The 16672-nt window shown below is 45.0% G+C and carries 20 protein-coding genes; 4 read left to right on the forward strand and 16 right to left on the reverse strand.

Annotated elements, in window-relative coordinates; translation table 11 throughout:
- Positions 1-31: 31 nt before the first annotated feature.
- The 9 genes from ICL80_RS06355 to ICL80_RS06390 all read right to left on the reverse strand — a co-directional run bounded on the left by ICL80_RS06355 (position 32) and on the right by ICL80_RS06390 (position 5206).
- On the reverse strand, positions 32-841 hold the full coding sequence (locus ICL80_RS06355) for a recombinase family protein (protein WP_194215255.1): 810 nt from the start codon (positions 839-841) through the stop codon (positions 32-34).
- Positions 838-1203 carry a hypothetical protein gene (locus tag ICL80_RS06360; protein WP_194215256.1) on the reverse strand — a complete coding sequence of 122 codons (366 nt, stop codon included), beginning with the start codon at positions 1201-1203 and terminating at the stop codon, positions 838-840. Before ICL80_RS06360 ends, ICL80_RS06355 begins: the two co-directional genes overlap by 4 nt.
- A gap of 113 nt (positions 1204-1316) precedes the next feature.
- Complete coding sequence (locus ICL80_RS06365; RefSeq protein ID WP_194215257.1) at positions 1317-1712, reverse strand: hypothetical protein; 396 nt, start codon at positions 1710-1712, stop codon at positions 1317-1319.
- A gap of 9 nt (positions 1713-1721) precedes the next feature.
- Positions 1722-2231 carry a hypothetical protein gene (locus tag ICL80_RS06370; protein WP_194215258.1) on the reverse strand — a complete coding sequence of 170 codons (510 nt, stop codon included), beginning with the start codon at positions 2229-2231 and terminating at the stop codon, positions 1722-1724.
- Entirely contained in the window at positions 2228-3844 is a 1617-nt protein-coding gene (locus tag ICL80_RS06375; RefSeq protein WP_194215259.1) for a type IV secretory system conjugative DNA transfer family protein, read from the reverse strand. Before ICL80_RS06375 ends, ICL80_RS06370 begins: the two co-directional genes overlap by 4 nt.
- A 66-nt stretch (positions 3845-3910) precedes the next feature.
- Positions 3911-4039, reverse strand: coding sequence for a hypothetical protein (locus tag ICL80_RS18185; protein WP_265588828.1), 129 nt, complete (start codon positions 4037-4039; stop codon positions 3911-3913).
- 23 nt (positions 4040-4062) lie between these two features.
- Positions 4063-4353 carry a hypothetical protein gene (locus ICL80_RS06380; RefSeq protein WP_194215260.1) on the reverse strand — a complete coding sequence of 97 codons (291 nt, stop codon included), beginning with the start codon at positions 4351-4353 and terminating at the stop codon, positions 4063-4065.
- An 84-nt stretch (positions 4354-4437) separates the two neighbouring features.
- On the reverse strand, positions 4438-4863 hold the full coding sequence (locus ICL80_RS06385) for a hypothetical protein (protein WP_194215261.1): 426 nt from the start codon (positions 4861-4863) through the stop codon (positions 4438-4440).
- 40 nt (positions 4864-4903) lie between these two features.
- A complete protein-coding gene (locus ICL80_RS06390; RefSeq protein ID WP_194215262.1) occupies positions 4904-5206 on the reverse strand; it encodes a hypothetical protein in 303 nt (100 codons plus the stop codon).
- A gap of 254 nt (positions 5207-5460) precedes the next feature.
- Here ICL80_RS06390 and ICL80_RS06395 point away from each other — a divergent pair, with 254 nt between their 5' ends.
- The 3 genes from ICL80_RS06395 (at position 5461) to ICL80_RS06405 (ending at position 9129) form a co-directional block, all read left to right on the forward strand.
- Positions 5461-5934 carry a hypothetical protein gene (locus tag ICL80_RS06395; protein WP_194215263.1) on the forward strand — a complete coding sequence of 158 codons (474 nt, stop codon included), beginning with the start codon at positions 5461-5463 and terminating at the stop codon, positions 5932-5934.
- Between the two features lie 77 nt (positions 5935-6011).
- Positions 6012-7745 (forward strand): ATP-binding protein, encoded by a 1734-nt coding sequence (locus tag ICL80_RS06400; RefSeq protein WP_194215264.1) that lies wholly within the window; start codon positions 6012-6014, stop codon positions 7743-7745.
- Entirely contained in the window at positions 7735-9129 is a 1395-nt protein-coding gene (locus ICL80_RS06405; protein WP_194215265.1) for an ankyrin repeat domain-containing protein, read from the forward strand. The genes ICL80_RS06400 and ICL80_RS06405 overlap by 11 nt, the downstream gene beginning before the upstream one ends.
- On the opposite strand, the gene ICL80_RS06410 is transcribed toward ICL80_RS06405, so the two are convergent.
- Entirely contained in the window at positions 9114-9344 is a 231-nt protein-coding gene (locus ICL80_RS06410) for a helix-turn-helix domain-containing protein (protein WP_194215266.1), read from the reverse strand. The genes ICL80_RS06405 and ICL80_RS06410 overlap by 16 nt on opposite strands.
- Complete coding sequence (locus tag ICL80_RS06415; protein WP_194215267.1) at positions 9341-9943, reverse strand: recombinase family protein; 603 nt, start codon at positions 9941-9943, stop codon at positions 9341-9343. The genes ICL80_RS06410 and ICL80_RS06415 overlap by 4 nt, the downstream gene beginning before the upstream one ends.
- Before the next feature lie 153 nt (positions 9944-10096).
- Here ICL80_RS06415 and ICL80_RS06420 point away from each other — a divergent pair, with 153 nt between their 5' ends.
- Positions 10097-10444 (forward strand): hypothetical protein, encoded by a 348-nt coding sequence (locus ICL80_RS06420; RefSeq protein ID WP_194215268.1) that lies wholly within the window; start codon positions 10097-10099, stop codon positions 10442-10444.
- A gap of 6 nt (positions 10445-10450) precedes the next feature.
- Here the strand turns inward: ICL80_RS06420 and ICL80_RS06425 are convergent, their stop codons facing one another.
- From ICL80_RS06425 to ICL80_RS06445, 5 genes are all read right to left on the reverse strand, one after another.
- Positions 10451-11077, reverse strand: a complete 627-nt coding sequence (locus tag ICL80_RS06425) for a hypothetical protein (RefSeq protein ID WP_194215269.1) — start codon at positions 11075-11077, stop codon at positions 10451-10453.
- A 293-nt stretch (positions 11078-11370) separates the two neighbouring features.
- Positions 11371-12963, reverse strand: a complete 1593-nt coding sequence (locus ICL80_RS06430) for an Eco57I restriction-modification methylase domain-containing protein (protein ID WP_194215270.1) — start codon at positions 12961-12963, stop codon at positions 11371-11373.
- Positions 12960-13544, reverse strand: coding sequence for an HNH endonuclease signature motif containing protein (locus ICL80_RS06435; RefSeq protein WP_194215271.1), 585 nt, complete (start codon positions 13542-13544; stop codon positions 12960-12962). The genes ICL80_RS06430 and ICL80_RS06435 overlap by 4 nt, the downstream gene beginning before the upstream one ends.
- Positions 13537-14196 (reverse strand): DNA-binding transcriptional response regulator, encoded by a 660-nt coding sequence (locus ICL80_RS06440; RefSeq protein WP_194215272.1) that lies wholly within the window; start codon positions 14194-14196, stop codon positions 13537-13539. The genes ICL80_RS06435 and ICL80_RS06440 overlap by 8 nt, the downstream gene beginning before the upstream one ends.
- A gap of 8 nt (positions 14197-14204) precedes the next feature.
- A complete protein-coding gene (locus ICL80_RS06445; RefSeq protein WP_194215273.1) occupies positions 14205-16529 on the reverse strand; it encodes a sensor histidine kinase in 2325 nt (774 codons plus the stop codon).
- Positions 16530-16672: the final 143 nt, after the last annotated feature.

Consider the following 16672-nt stretch of genomic DNA (forward strand, 5'->3'; position numbering starts at 1 on the left):
CGGCTATTGCGTCCCTTGCTCCAAGAAGCTGTCATGGGTTGCTCACAGGTGGCTCATGCTTGCCGGGATGTAGATGGATGTTCCATTTGGGAACGCTGATATGTCCGGTGTAAAGAACACGGTCCAGCATATCGACTACAGTGTTGAGAGGCACATCACCGTATTTGCCTTTTTGTATGCTGGGGAATGTACCAAGGAAGCGGCGTACCTCATTGGCATTTTGAAAGCGGCCACAGGCATAGCCCTCAAGCGCCTCAGCTACGATAGAGGCGTTAGGTTCATCCCGTACGATCATTTTGCCGTGTCCCGGTACGTTGGCGTAAGTGTAGCCAAGTACAGGCGCAAAACACCAATAGCCTTTTTCAATACGAGCCTTCATTTTTTGAACGACTTGGCGCTGATTTTGTTTGCGCTCCAATTGGCCTTGGGCCGCGAATATGGTTTCAATAAATTCACCCTCTGGCGTGTCTTCAAAATTGAAGTTCAAACATTCAACACTAGCGCCTTTTGCAGCGAGAGTAGCGCGAAGTTTGAAATGGAAGTCCCGGTCACGAGCAAAGCGTTTCAGATCATCAAACACAATCACATAATCCTTGCTAGTGTTAGCATCTAAATACGCCAGAAGCGCCACCATCCCCTTACGCTTCATAAAATCACCACCGCCGGACACATCATCGGGGAAGACTTCTTCAACATCATACCCTTGGAAAGCCGCATATTGGCGACAGCGGTGCTCTTGACTATCTAATCCGTGGCCTTCTAAACGCTGTTTCGAATCTGAAACTCGGCAGTATATAAGGGCCGCTTTGCCCGGTGTGTTTTGGGATAATACTGGTTTCATCGGTGACTCCTCGCAAGCGGCATATCACAGCCGCCTTTGTCTGCTTTAGGTTTTATGGATTTACCGGATGATTTTAGCATATTTACGGCAGATTTTGGCAAAGGTGTTTGCTGTGCATTTTGTTTTCCACAGGCGGTTTGCGTGGCACTGACCCGCATTGCAATATCAACAAAACCGACAGCAAGGGCATGTAATGTTTCAATAAGCTGGTGCGCTTCCTCATCACTATAATCGTAGCCCTCAAGCTCGGCCATATAGCGATCATAGTCCACTTTGGGAATGCCCGGTACGCCGCTGGCCTTGAGCCACACACCTTGAATTGAGCCATTATCTTTATGTTTATTTGCCCTTTTAACTGTCATATTTTGTATCCTTATCGTTCACTTTCTCCTGTTTACTGCTCCATCACTGCAACGGAACAAAAAGAGAACATTTTTATATAAAAATATCCGCTTGTATAGGAAAATATTCCTCATTATCGACCTTTATTAGGGCCGGGCTGTCGAGCTTGGCTTTGGCTGCGACTTTGCCCGTTATCCCGGCGTTTCATAAATTCAAGACGGGATAGTTCGCTCACGCGGTTATGAGCGCGCCGGGCGATCTCAGCCACGCGCAGGAGGTCATCCTTGTTGAAGTTATGCGTGTCTTTGAGCACCCCGTCTTTGTCGCGGTAGGTCTTGGCAAGATCGGTGGTGAAGAAATCCTGTTTCTGCCCCTCACGCCGCCAGATTGTCGCCTTGATATTGACATCGCGTACCGTGTCTTCGGGCTGTCTGTTTTGTGCGGGCACTTGTGCAGGGGTGGATTGCCCCTGATTTTGCGCTTGCTGCGTTTGTTCCTCAAGTGGTGCCTGTAACTGCTGGTCATTCATTATGCTCTCCTATCTTTTCTGGGTTTTGGATTTCTGATGTATTCGGGATTGGCTGTGGGTTTGTACTTGCCGCCGGGCCATGAACAGGGCCTTACGCCTCATTTTGTCCAGATTGGCGGCTCCACTTTGTGCTTTGGTCTGCGCTTGGGCCTGCGTTTTGCTCTGTGCTTTGACGGCTTCATTATGCATGCGCGTTTTTTTGAACGCATCCATACGTTGCCGGATACCTTCCAATTCTTCACGCGGAATGCGGGGCGTTTGAGGTTTGCGTTTTACGGCTGGTCCTTCCAATCCGTATGGGCTTGGCTTGAACAGGCGATTGCCCTTTACTTGCTTGGCGATATATTCTTCCTGCTGAATACGCACACGCTCAGGATCACTCGCCACGTAAAAGTTGCTGCGCATATGTGTCTTAGAGAGGCCGGAGGGCGCATTTGCCCGTGGCAGGTTGTCTCGGTTCTTATGCGCATAGCTTACGCCCTCACGCTGTCCGGCTGGTTTTTTAGGGGGTGTACTCACTTAAAGCCCTCCACATAAGACCACATGCCATCCGCATATTGCGGCAGGTGCGCAAAGCACGCTGGCACAGGTTCGTTGATGATGTTTTTCCAGCGATAGCCAATGAGGGCCTTAACGCGCACACGGTCTATCGGCGGGTGGTATGGATTGGGATGGAAGCGCCCGGCCATGGAGCGCTCTTTGTAATACGGCCTACGGTCTGCGTAGATGGGCAGAGGTACATCATCCATGAAGACATAGGCTTTATCATTCGGTGTTTTGAGAATTTCATCCGGGGTGCGCAAAAGCCGTTGTTGCTTGCTGCGGTTCTTGGCCGCCATGCGGTAATGATTCAGCTTATGCGCGGTTTCTACCGGGCTGGCCCCATTTAGCATGGCGTGAATGGCTTCCTTACGGGCCATGTCATCGCGCCCTTGCGTTAGTGTGTCATCATACTCAAGGGTTTGGTGCCCTAGCATCCGCGATAGGCGCGCGGAACCTTCCTCATCACGGATCGTGAAGTAAATCCTCACCGCCGCCGATGACGGAATGATGGTCTTGGCCCCGCGCCCGGTCAGTTCCATTTGGTCTGCGCTTTGGTAAACGGCGACCGGACGGATGCCGATTCCTGCGGTGTATGTAAAGAGCTTGGGTACAAGTGGGAAGCTGCCAAGCTGCGCGCATTCATCCAAAATCCATGTTTGACGCGGCGCGGATGGGGCGCGGGATTTATAGATCATAGCGCCGACAAATATGGCTTTGATGACTGATCTCCAACCATCAATAAACTCGGCTGGTGGCATCATATAAAAATTGTAGGCTTGGCTGCCCTCGCATAGCTGTGACAATGAGAAGTCATACGGCGGGGATATAGAGTCTAGGAGAACTGGATCAGAGAGCGCCGAGAAAGATTTGAATATCTCACCCAATATACCGCGCATACCTGCGCTTTCGCCGTGTCTGCTTTCGGCGATTTCTTCTTCAATACGGCGGGAGATTTCAAACCCGCATTCATTCATCTGAAAAGCAAACTCCACCCACGCTTCGCTATTGCCGGGGATCAGGTTGATGATTTCATACAGGCGTGGCAGGGTTAATGCGCCATCCATATCGACTATGGTCAGAATAACAGCTTCGAGAAACTCACGGCCCCGAAGCTCAAAATACTCTCCATTGTTCGAGCCGGAGAGTGCGATCATATTCTCGGCAAAGACCTTGGTATCTGCAATCAGGGTGGGGCTATCCGCATGGATATAATCAACTGGGTTGATCCGGTGCTGAGGCAGGCTCCCGCCGTGAAGCGCCAAGGGATTCCAGTAGATACAGGGCTTACCAAGGCGGGTCTGATTTTGGCTGATATAGGCGCATTCGCCCTTCATGTCGAGCATGACCAAAGTGCCCTCATACATGCCATCAAGCATGCTGTAGGCCAGTATATCGCGGAGCTTGCCACCGCGCGCGCCAGCGGTCAGAAGCACACCGCCCATACCGTTCCAATACAAGGGCCTGTTGCCGACAAATCCGCAAAACAGCGAGTCTGGCGTTTTCTTGAAACAGGGCCGCAGGGCCGGATCATCCGCATCGATAAACCCGGCGCTTCCATAGCGGTCCCGTTCATTATCAAAATCTGTCATGTGAAAATTCCAAAGGGTCAAAAAAAGACCGGGCGGCGCACCACCCGGTCAAAGCGTTATTCCTGATTATGTTGCGCAAGAGGCGATTAGCAGGATGAGGGCGACTACAAAAATAATTGCCCCCCAGTTCGTAGGTTCAGGACGTTTCTTGTAAACGCCATAACTACCGCCTGCGACTTTGTCGTATTTAGCCATTGGCTTTCTCCTTTTGCTGAGGATTAAAAGATTTTCGAGGCTAGAGCGAAGCCGCCAATGGTGATGACGGTGGCAATGGTGGCTCTCGCCAAGGCATATGTGGAAAGGGCCGTCACTACGAACCAGAAGGCTTGAATGACCCATTCAAATCCATCGCCGTATTGTGTTGATGTGAAGTCAAGAACCCATCCGATACTCACCGCATAAAGCGGACCCGTCGCGAAAAACGCCGCCACAATTGCCGACAGGTTGGCAATCGACTGGACCGACTTCTCATAAACACCCTTCGCTGCGTTTTTAGTGGAACTAGACATGATGCCTCCTTTCGCTGTGTGCTGGTGTTCCCCTTAAGAGATACCAGCGTTCACAGGAGGCCAGAGGAGGATACGCGACAGATTTTAGGGTTTTTCATTGTCGTTTGCTGCCCGTACACCCCACATCAGGGCTGCTTTAGAGTTATTGGCCCGCAGGATAGTAGCAAGCACCCTGACCCGTTCACGGGCTTCTCCGCGTACATAGGGCGTAATGTCATCTGAAATGGGCGTGCAACAGAAGGCGCGAAACCAGTATTGAATGTTTCCGGTTTCGAATACTTCGGTGTCCAGAAGCACCTCTTTGCCATCCGGTCCGGCAATCCAGCCGCGAAAGTCCCGGTACAGGTTGACGGCATATTCATGCCACCCGGTATATGGAATGTTGAGCGTATAGGCATAGGCGCGGATATCGCGGATCATATAAGGGTTAGCCAGTTCCTTATCGGTGAGCAGTTGCACTTTGCGTTTGGTGCAGTAACCGATGGTGATGCATTGGGTGCATAGAGCCATAATTTATCTCCTTCGCTATTATTATTCTTGGAATTGCCCCTCAGCTCAGGAAGCTGAGGAACGCGTTTGCGAAGATGAGCGGATCGACCTGTTCAACGGCCTGTTTGCAGTAACCGCCCAGTGCGATAACCCGATCAGACATAATTCCGGCAATCACACCGATCAGAAGGATGCGGTCTTGAAACCGTTTTCTCGGCTTTCCAGCTTTTAGGGCTGCTCGTTCCTGCTGGTGGGCTTTTGCCCGGCGGCGGGTTTTCGCCAGCATCCTATCTACTCTTGCATACGCACGTTGCTGTGCAGATGAAGCGGTAGAGATATTCCTGTTTTGGTTCCGGTTGCTCATTTCTTTGTCCTCAAAGAAAAGTGAGCAGTGCACTGCGTTACGGTCCAAAGGGCCCTTAGACCGATCAACAGGCTTCATTACCCGCTGACAGGAAAATAATCCCACAAACACAGGCGGTTATCGAGGTGAAGGTTTAGGTGAAAACAGGTGAAATTCGGTGATTCTGCAAATTTTATCAGCCCGAATTACAAAACTATATGAATGCATTACATAGTAACATTGCAGGTAAGTTTGCTCAAATGATACTATCATGAATGAGTTCGAGTTTTGAGTTACCCGGTGAATTACGCGTTTCTGAATTAGAGGGCACACACGATATTGTAGGGCCATGCCTCATTGAATCACGCTGGAAACATAGAGTTAGACACAGTATAAATGACCAGCCTGCTGTTCTTTATCGACACCCTGACACCAGAAAGGTTTTCAGGCGTGAATGGTACGATAAAGGTTTGCACGGCAGGGCGAACGATCTGCCATCGATTATTGATGAAAGTAGTGAAGACACCCTCTCTATTTGGCATGAAGATGGCCATGTTGGTCGTCCCCGGGGCCCAGCAGTTACATGGACGGCACCTAATGGTATTGTAGTGCGTGAAGAATATTGGCGGCGCGGTGATCAGCCAAAACGAGGCGTAGTAGCAATTGAGCGGAACAGGTATACGGGAGAAGAGACCATGCGTGAGCTGGTTGGCCTACCCGGGATGGATCGCTTCCAACCCGCACCCTAAACACACTTTTCCTATACTAAAAGTTGATATTTCTAAAAGTTATGGCAAGAATTGTCCCTGAATTTTAGGGGGTAATATTGGCCAAAGATCACAATAAATCGGATGGTGAGCAAGCACACAATTTGGATGAAAATCCGAAGCTATCCAAAGCTGGAAACTTGGTTGAGCATGTAAAATCAATCATCAAGGAACTTTACAACGATAATAGGGTACAAGCTTTTGATCAACTGAATGAGATTGCAAATTTTGTCGGAAATGGGAGCGATTATTCTCAAGACGCAATTATTGAGCTCAGAGAAGGTCTCAAAATGCTCCGAAACGATAACTTAACCCTGAGTGAACGCAAGCGAATCTCTAAGTCTATCAATTCAGCAAAGAAAGCATGGCTAAAATATTATTTTACCAGCGTTAAATATGGTCGAATAAAAGACAACGAATGGGTATTGAATGCCTACATCAAGAAATACGGGAAAAAGGTCAATCCGTTCGAGACGGTTAACGAAGAAAAGCATTGGCTACGCGCAAATAACGATACGTTCATTCCCTTTGTAGGGCGTGAGAAAGAGATGTCTGCGCTGACGGACTTTATATCCATTGAAACTCAAAAGAATTTTCAAATGTGGGCTATTGTTGGTCCGTCTGGGGCTGGTAAAACGCGCCTTATGGTCCACTGGGGTAACAGCGGGGTTCTGGATAAGTGGCGGGTGATAAATGTTGATCAATATCGTCAACCAGACCTTACCAATATTGATCAGCCAACGCTTATAACCATTGACTATATTTATGGCTATGAGGACCTAATCGCGGCCATTTTATCTTGTGCAAGAGATGGTGATTTTGTTCATCCTGTACGATTGTTATTACTTGATCATGCAACACCAGATCATATGGAGGACCTTTTAAAAGGTCCTCGTTTTGATTACGGAGGTACTCAATTAGCAGATTCCGGTATTGTGGAGGAAAATTACTTTTTCAAAGACGAACCTCTGAAGCTTTTAGTCACAGAAAATAAACAAGGGGACCAATTTTTAGCAGATATCATTTCTGGGGTTTGTAAGTATCCACCAGATCATGTTGAGATTCAAAAAGGTGTTGCTTACTTGAAGGATACCATTGGTGCTCGCCAGCCCCTTTTTGCAGCTCTTGTGGGCGATGCGATTCTCAATAATCTATCCTTTGTGTCTGGAGATCGTCGAGAGTTGATCGCCGGATTTTTGCAGCATCGCCATCGGATCACTTGGCGTATGGATCAGAGAGAATATGTGAATTTATCCTATCGGAAAGGTGCGTGGGCAGCATGCTTTATTGCTGCTGCTACAGCACGCCGAGGAGCAGACTATCGGGTGTTAGTTGACTGTATTCCCGATGGTTTTGAAGATGCTAAAAAACAGATTATGCAAGATTTAATGGACTTCAAGGCTCTATGCGCCGGGGTGGTCTCGGGTGAGACGGAAACACATCTGAAAGCCTTTGAGCCTGATATTCTTGGTGAGAGCCACTTCTTGCTTCTTTTGCAGGAAATTAAAAGCAACCTGTGGGACTTTGATAGGGTACTTTTGGCTCTCATCGTTGAAGGAGAAAGGTCCGTTGCCGAGCAAAGTGCCGTGCAGTTTGTCGCTTTTATGACACGGCTGGCTCGCAACCTAACGAATGATGATCAATCGCTCATGGAAACTCAACAACATTGGGACGCTATTGAGACTTTCCTAACACCTGAACGGTTTCCAGAAAACAGCCCTTTCAGGTGGGCTGTAGCCAGCGCCTGTTTTGAGTTGGCGGAGATTTTGGAAGAGAAGAAAGTTGAAGAATAGGGCCAATCAATTCTTCAGCAAAATTGTCGCTGATGATCTATATATTCCGCCCAAAGATCATATGACAGCAAGGCATGTTTGGCAGGCAATCCGGTATTTTGGTGTCAAAAAAAATGAAAGCTCTGAGCTACCGAAAGAACTGAAGAACTTACTGAAAATATGGGATCAAGAAGGGGATCAGAATTATACCGTCCTTATGTTGGCTATTTTAGCTACAAACTCAACCGTAGCGGATTATTTGATTGATCGTGAGGCCTATCTTGACGCTGTTAATAGAGATGGCTGGACTGCGCTCATGATGGCCTGCGGTAGTAGTCAAGAGAGTTTGGGGGTCAAACTAGTTAGTAAAAAAGTAGGCCTCAATATACAAAATAGAGAAAAGGTAACAGCGTTAATGCTCGCCAGCATCAACGGCTTAGAGAGCTTGGCTTGCAGGCTAATAACTGCAAAAGCCAATCTTAATGTGCAGAACAAAGATAAAAATACAGCACTGATATTTGCCTGCAATTATGGGCGGGAGGCTTTGGCATTCCAGTTAATCGGAGCCAAAGCTAATTTAAATATCCAAGGCAAGAAAGGTTGGACGGCATTGATGTTTGCTTGCTGCTATGGGCACGAGAACATTGTGCAAAGATTAATAGATGCAAACGCCAAGCTTAATTTGCAAAACGAAGGTAGATGGACAGCTTTAATGGTTGCTTGCTTTCATGGTCAGGAAGCTGTGGCACTTAAGTTGATCAATGCAAAAGCCAATCTATCCATACAAAACGAAGGGAAGTTGACAGCGTTGATGCTTGCCTGTCGCTATGGCTTAAAAGCAGTGGCCTTACGTTTGATTGCAGAAAAAGCCAACCTTGAAGCACAGAGTGATACCGGCTCGACGGCGCTTATGATTGCCTGCCACTATGATCAGGAAATAGTGGCACTGCAGTTGATTGAAGAGAAAGCTAATCTTAAGGCACAGGATAATGAGGGCTGGACGGCATTGATGATTGCTTGCGCCAAGGGTCAAGAAGCTGCGGCCATGAAGTTGATTGAGGCGCAAGCCAACCTTGAGGCAAAGAATAAAGTTGGCATGACCGCCCTGATGTTTGCCTGTTCCTATGATCATGAAGTCGTGGCGCTGAAACTGATTAAAAGTGATGTTGAGATCAATTGTAAAAATAGTATTGGCCTGACCACTCTGATGTTTGCAGCCAATGCTAATCAGAAATACGTTGTGAGAGCCCTAATGAAACGGAATGTGCGTACAGATGATGTATGGGAATATGAGGAAATTAAAGCTACTGCGCTTGGGCTGGCAAGAGAAAAAGGTCATCAAGAAATCATAGAAATGCTTGAAGCGGCAGGCGCTCTCGAACTCCCACCCTACAACCCCTCATAAAACCACGCCACGGGCACGCCGAGTTCATGAGCGAGCGTATGCAGCTTCGTCGCGCTTATAATGCTTTTGCCTCGGTCATATTTCTGCATTTGTTGCCAGCTTACATCTAAAACACCGGCTAGTGTTTTAAGGCTGATTCCAAGGTCTAATCGCCGCTCTCGCACACGCTGGCAAATATGCTGATTAATTGGCTCGTCCGGGGTCCAGCGGGTCATACTTCACCTTCCATGCCGTATCTCTTGAATGCTCGCCCCAGTGTCACCGGAGCAACGCGGTATTTATGGGCGATAAGGCCAATATCCATACCAGATGAAAGCAAGCGCCATGCATTTACGGCTTTGCGGCGGCTGATCTTGTAGGGCCTGCCCATATGCAAGCCCCGGCGCTTGGCTGCGGCCATCTTGTCTCGTGTTCGGCGGGAGATAACCGCACGTTCATATTCAGCATCCGCTACATCATAGGTAAAACGCTTACGCCCTTCCGGGGTCCGCGTGTCCATCTGCTGATAGATGGAATAAAAGGTAATGCCTTCCCTGTGTAGGACATCGAGAAACAGCAACCCTTCGATAGCGGAACGAAACGCCCGGTCTATGGACAGCACCACAAATACATCACCGGGCCGCAGGGCTTGACGTGCGTCTTGAAGTCCGGGTCTATCTGCAGCAACGGCTGAGGTTGCATCATCGGTGAAGACTTTATCACACCCGGCATCTTCCAGCGCATCAAGATACTGATAGAGCGTTTGCTTGTCCGTGGAAACCCGCGCGTAGCCGATCTTGCGGCTTCGTTTGGAAGGCACATTTTTCTTGCTCATGGCCGCACTCCTTGCTTGCCAAAAGGGAACCCTTTTGAAGGGAGGTCATGGCGATGTCCTTTCCGGTATATAAATGCCTGATTTCTGCGGGTGTGCGGTTCGTATTTCATTTCCATAATAAGTTGTTGTATAAGGTTACATAAGGGTTCCCTTATGACTCTAAAGAAACTGGCGGTTTCAGCCAGTATCGCACTGGCATTTACCACTTTTAATCCACAGAATGTTTTGGCCGAGGGCTTTCGGGGAAAGCAATTTCTCGAAATGCCGCCAGAGCAACAGCAATACTGGCTCAATGGTTCTATTGGTACACTTGTCTATATTGCAGCCTTTAAGAAGGCAGAGATCGGTCAATGCGTGAATGACTGGTATTTTGGTGAAAAATTTGGGGAACGAAATTGGCTGATACTGGAAAGTATGAAGAAATATCCTGATCATCAGCCCGTGGTTATACTGGTAGCACTGACAGAACGCGCATGCGGTAAATATACCAAGATTGAATGACCCTCATTATGGGGAACCCAACGGTAAATCGGGTACAGAGGTATCTTGAGGCTTTGAAACTTTTAACTCGTTATTTGATGTAAGGTCCGGTTGAACACCCTCTTGAATATCGATAGCACGTTTTTTGAGGGCTTCTAGTTCTTCCGGCGAAGGTGGATCGTTCTCGTTTTCCATGCGCGCTCTGATCGCCGCAAGCTCGGCTTCATATTCCTGCATACGGCGATGCCGTTCTTTGGCATCTTCATATTCCTTTTGAAGCCGAGCGATTTCCTCAGGGCTGGCACCGCGCTCTCTGGCATCTTCTAAAGCGTCACTGGCATCGTGCAGTTTATCGGCTGATTCAACCATCGCATCATAAACAGCGCTATCGGCATCGTTTATTGCGTTCATGGTGTCTTGATAGGCGGCTGCATATGCGGGATCGGCAAGCATGGCATCAAGCATAGTCTGAAACACTTTGTCAGAAGCGGTTTTGCCGCTGCGCCGTTTGCGTTCTTCGTCAGTAACAAAGCGGGAAATTTTGCCATTATCACGGCCAGCCAGTTCATGTTGAAGATCATCAAAATCAACCTGCCGCTTTTCAGCAGCGCGGGCAGTTACCTTCTCACCTGAATAATAGTCGTCACCAGCCATGAACCCTCATTTTCATGGCATCATTATATTACGAATATCGTTAATTTTTGAATAAGATTAAGCTTAAAATTACAAGGTCAAGGGCAATATAAAAGACGCAATATAGGGTCATACCAATTCAATTAACCCAAAGATTTTCACAATAATTTCAAATTTAAAAACTAATGCAAGATGTGCGTGGGGTAGTACCCACGCATCTTGTGCTCCCAAATGCTGCGCATTTGCTCGGCAAGGGGAACCCGTTCCCGGTTCCCCGTTGCATCCCCTCCGGCTTTGATATGCTGGAGGCAAGGTTAGCCTAAACGCCGTTGTGTAAGCTTCTGTCTTATGATTTGTAATTTATCTACCACTTCATCATTTAAGTGAAATGTTTCAATCAGAATTTTACGATCTGATTTGAGAAGTATCTCATCAATCGACCCTTTATTGTCAAAGTGACCAGCAAACTCTATAAAATCCGATTTGCTAATTTTAGTGTAGGGAACCGGAATCGATTTAAACTCATTTGGAGTTAGCTCGAGCACACCGCCACCGTAAAACCTACCTCTTAATTCTGCCAAAGAAAGAGTTAGAGAATTATAAAAGGAGTGGACAAGGCTTTGGATGTCATAGTCGTCCAGCATTGTAATGCGATAAGCTGAATCAGTAGCTACTGCATCAGAGGTGTTTTCTAAGAGCTTAGGGTAAAGATGACTTCTCTTAAAGAAGAGTCCTTCTGAAGACCATATTCCAGGAACATTGTACCAAGGTGATCTTTTTCGACATTTGTATCTTTGATCAATTTCCAGTTTTTCACCAAGCTCCAAATATCGCCGCGTCTGAGCCGAGAAATTATTTTTTTTAACCTTGCTGAAATCTAATAAATGGCAAGCTTTTCCACTTTTTTTGATTTTTTTAAATGCTTCGGGGGTAAAGGATGCACTGCCATTTACGTACATTCCTTTCTGTATGATAGGCTGCGCAAACTCTTCCAAATCGTATTCATTAAGGGTTTCATCATTTACGATAAAAAAATTATTTGCGGCGGTAACTATACCTGCGACTGCAGTACAATAGCTGGACACTGGTTTAAATTGTTTTTCTAAGTCCACAAGAAGCTTAAGTTCTTCTTGTGTTAGAATGTGACTAGTCCATTTGAAAGTGTGCGTACTTATAGGTCTTCTTTTAAATTTTGGCTTATTTTCTAGTAATTTAGAAATGTTCTTTCGACTGGTTGAAAAGAGACCCTTATTAGAGTGTTTTTTGTGAGCGATTAGCAGAATCGTGTCTTGTTCAATGTCCTCAAAAATAATATCCTCGAAGGCTATTATCTCCACACGATCAAAACATTTCAGCAGAAAGCTTCTTAACTCTTCTGAGTACTTTACCTGCAGTAATTCAGCGGGTAGCACAAAAGCTAATATGCCGTTTTCCGAAAGGAAAGAGGCCGATTGTACTAAAAATCCACCCCACAGGTTTCTAAAGCATCGACTATTCAATCCTGCTGCATTGTATACTTCTTTGCATTTGTCCGTGGTCTCTAGGGAGAGTCGTTTTTTAACGACATACGGCGGGTTTCCAATAACTAAGTCATATTTTTTTGTATTTTCTAAAGAAAAATCAAAAAAATCTGCGTTAATATAATTACAGCGCATAACTTTATGAGACGAACGTTTTTGTGCCAACGTCAATGCAGTTTCATCTAGCTCTACACAGTCAATTATGTGACCATTATTTTTGTGTTTAAGAAAACAGCTCATGATGGCTTCAATAAATACGCCATCACCACAACTAGGCTCTAAAATTGATAGGGGTTTACCCTTCATCGAAGCAGCTAAAGCATGTTCCGCTAAAAACTTGGCAAGTAAGGGTGGGGTATAATAGACCCCATGATCTTTTGCCGTCATACTTTAGTCCTGATAATTTTATGGTAAGCCTGATAATGTCTTAATAATTCATAATGCTGCTTTTTGAGTTCTTCTATATCCGGATCATCCTCGTCAACGGATTGTAAAACAACTTCCACTTTCTCACATTGTTCCATCACGCGGTCTAGGAGCCATAGAAAACGGTGTTTCCTTAACTGCAATTTGAGTCTCTTGGATATATAGGCACCTAAAGGGGTTTTACCCGCAATACTACCATCAGTGCGCCGCTCCAAATGGTCATCATATTCACTTTCGCAAGGATCAATAAAGCCTCGTTGATTGTCATGCGATGGCCGGGCGGTACTCATTGGCCAATGATTCCATTTTGCACGATTACAACTTGGGCAAGCATATACTAGATTCGAATAGTCAGTCTCTAGCTCTCCGAAGCGTTCCAGTGGAGCGAAGTGGTCAATATGGAAGGGAACACCCAAAACTTCATCATGAATATCACAATATCCGCAACGATTACTAAAGTCAGCCTTCAGTGGATCACGGTAAGCGCGATAATTGCCTGATTGATCAGTATGTGTTCTGGTTGGTATGCTACGCCTAAGCATTGTCTATCTTTTGAGCCGTTATTTTTGAAATTAGTTCTTCGGAAATGTTTATTAGTTTTTGGGTTAATTCAGCATTGGATGTTTTTTTTAGGTGTTCAGGTATATCAAGGTCATGGCCAACTTGTTGGCTTAAAAATGTATCAAGCTCGATTAGGCGCTCTTCTTCTAATGCGTTTAATGGACCTGTATCTGCTTTTTGGATTAAGGCCATAAACTCGTTTTCTGAAGCTTCACACGCTTTTTGATAGTGCTCGATTTGTAATCGGATTCTCTCATTAAACTCGCCTTTGCCATCAACTTGTTTCTCTTTTTGTGAAATCACATTTTTTGGATAAACATAATTGACATCTTCGGCTTGCTCCATTGCTTTGACATCATGAGAAGTAAGGACAAAAAGTGGAAATCGTTCATTGTATTGTTTCAGTTTTTTAACAATATCAACACCATCATAATTTATTTCTGGCATTTTCTCTGACAATAGATGATCCAAGATCACAGCCTCAGCGGATGAGTAACGGATGTAATGTAATAGTTCATCTTGATCTTCAAACGGAGCAATGGTTTCAACTTCAAAAGCGTCATAAGTGTAGCGGGTGAAGTTATCTCTCCAGATTTTTTCCTCATCTATATACAAAATCTTGTATGGAGCCATTTTGTTTCTCATGCTGCTGGAAGTGTAATGTTTAATGAAAAGCCATTTTGAGCTTTCCCAAAACTCATGGAGCCTTCGTAATCATCAACAATAGACTTAACCAAGTACATTCCAATACCGGTTCCTATGGTTTGGCCAGTATTTGGGTTGCGTTTTGTAGAAAAGTAGAGATTAAAAATCTTGCTTGGGTCGTCAATGTCTGGAGATAGGCCCGTACCAGTATCTCTGTAAGAAATATGAATTTCTTGATCTTTACGAGCTACTGAAAATGAAATTCTTCTTTCATCAAATTTAATTTTTTTACTGAAAACCTCAACTGAGTTAATAATTAAGTTGTTAAACAACGCATCAAGTTCTGCCTCAAAACCTCGAAACTTTACATCATCCTCAACAGGATTGATCTTTATCTCTATTTTTCTATCTTCAAGAAATAGTTTCCACAGACTTTCAAAGTCGGAAAAGTACTTTTTCAGACCAATTTTTCGTCTATTTCGTTTGTCTTTTCTAATGCCGGATAGTGCAAATTTCATCCAATGCAGAAGTTTCTCATCAGTCTCTGCTGTTTGGTCAATGTATGAGTAAGGGTTGAAGGCACTTGGAATGTCAATCGCTGTGGCTTCATCTAAATACGGTTCAATAAGGCTTTTCAGTGTCGCGGCTCTATCATTTATAATATTTTGCATCGCATGGACTTCGTGACCAAACGTAGCAAGCATTGACCCGCTGCTAGCTAGCACCCGAAGTATTTTTTGTTCATTTAAAAGCTCGTCACGTTCTTCTTTAAGGTCTTCTGCGTGTTGGATTAAAACTTCTATATCTTCTGTTGTATCTTCTTCTTCAGTTTCAGTGCGTTTCTGGTTTTTTTTTGTTCTTTTGGCAATTTCTTCAGCGCGCTTGGCTCTTTCTTCTTTTGGACTTTTTGCCTTATGCAAGGCATCCATTTCATAAGCTATATAACTTCTATCGTACTCGAATTCATTCACAATACTAATTAACAGCTGTTTAAATAAGTCGAATGCACTATTTTCATGGATACCTGTGCGACTAGAAAGGTCTTTTAAAAATGGATTGTTAACCCGCGAAATATCTACAATGCCTGAAAGGTTGTGTTCACGAGTTTTATACTGACCTTTTCTTGCCACACCCGCGGGGTTTGAACCATACCTCGGCCCTAGACCTAACCAGTCCATTGAAGAACTATTGGGTTCGCCATATGGCCGAACTCTGAAGTTATCCCGAAATATCTTTATCCCTACATGTTCTTGAAGCCAATCATTTCTGAGTTTGGCATTTATATCCTTGTGAAAGAATTTTTCTTTCTCTTCAGAGCCAAGGTGTTTCTTCATAAAGTAAAAAGTAAAAGTAAAACCGCCTATATTTTCCACTGCGCTTTCTGCGGCTTCGCGTTCAAAACCGGGCATGAGTTGTGATAAGGTTTTCTCATACTTGAAGGTTTTATTAGAAAACGTTTGCATATCGAAGGGAAACTCCTTCATTCCCCCACGTTTAAATAGGTCTGGATCAATGCGCTTTAGATCAAATTCATTTCTAGTAATTGTGATAAGAGCTTTATTGTCTTGTGATACCTCTGCGATTACTTTGTAGTCGTAGTCATCACAAGGACTGGTTTCTATTTTGCCAAAACGTTTTGGGTATTGTTCTGAAAAAAGATAAATGTCGAAAGTTGTTTGTTCTTTTGGCGGTATTAGGGTGCTTAAAGACTTGTATAACCGCTCTAATTCATTTGATTGCCAAGAGTCTCTCAAATCTTCTACGCTAATAAAAGTGCCTGAATTAAAGGGGAACTGTTTTATACTTTTTATTGCGGGAGTTTTTGTGGCAGAAAAAATTTCATTTGCGGTATTAGATAATTGCAGTTTAACAGTATCAAGGTCAGCCTCAATCTGCTCGACTGTATCAAACTCGTCACTTTCGAAATCTTTCCAGTCAGCCACCCAAATAAAGCCCACTTCTGACTTTATAGGTTTTGTAAGCATTGAGCAGGTTTGGCCCAATCGGTCTAGGGCAAAGCGGCCAATACCTTTTTCACCTGATTTTATGCGTCCTAGCTTTGAGGATATATAGTCTCTCTCTTTGTTATTGGTGCCAATGGTCATCCAATAATCTTCGATAATTGTATCGGACATTCCATGACCATCATCCATTATATGGAGTTGTCCTTTGTTGTCGAAATAAATTATACAATTCTGTGCGTCGGCATCATAGGCATTCTTCACAAGTTCAATTAGGGCGCTTTCGGCACTACTAACGTTTTCCCGGCCTATCAGCCGAGCTGTTCGTGCTGAGACTTTGAAATGGACCTTTTTGCTCACTGTTGAACCTTGATTAAAATCATTTTAAACTATTGTTGTTTAGTATTTTTACGCTAAAATTAATGAAAATAGCGAGAACTTTGTTCTGCGTGGCAAACACTCTTCCCCAATTAATGTTCAAACTCAAGCTTGCTTGGTCGAGA

Source organism: Kordiimonas pumila (genome assembly GCF_015240255.1).
GTDB lineage: Bacteria > Pseudomonadota > Alphaproteobacteria > Sphingomonadales > Kordiimonadaceae > Kordiimonas > Kordiimonas pumila.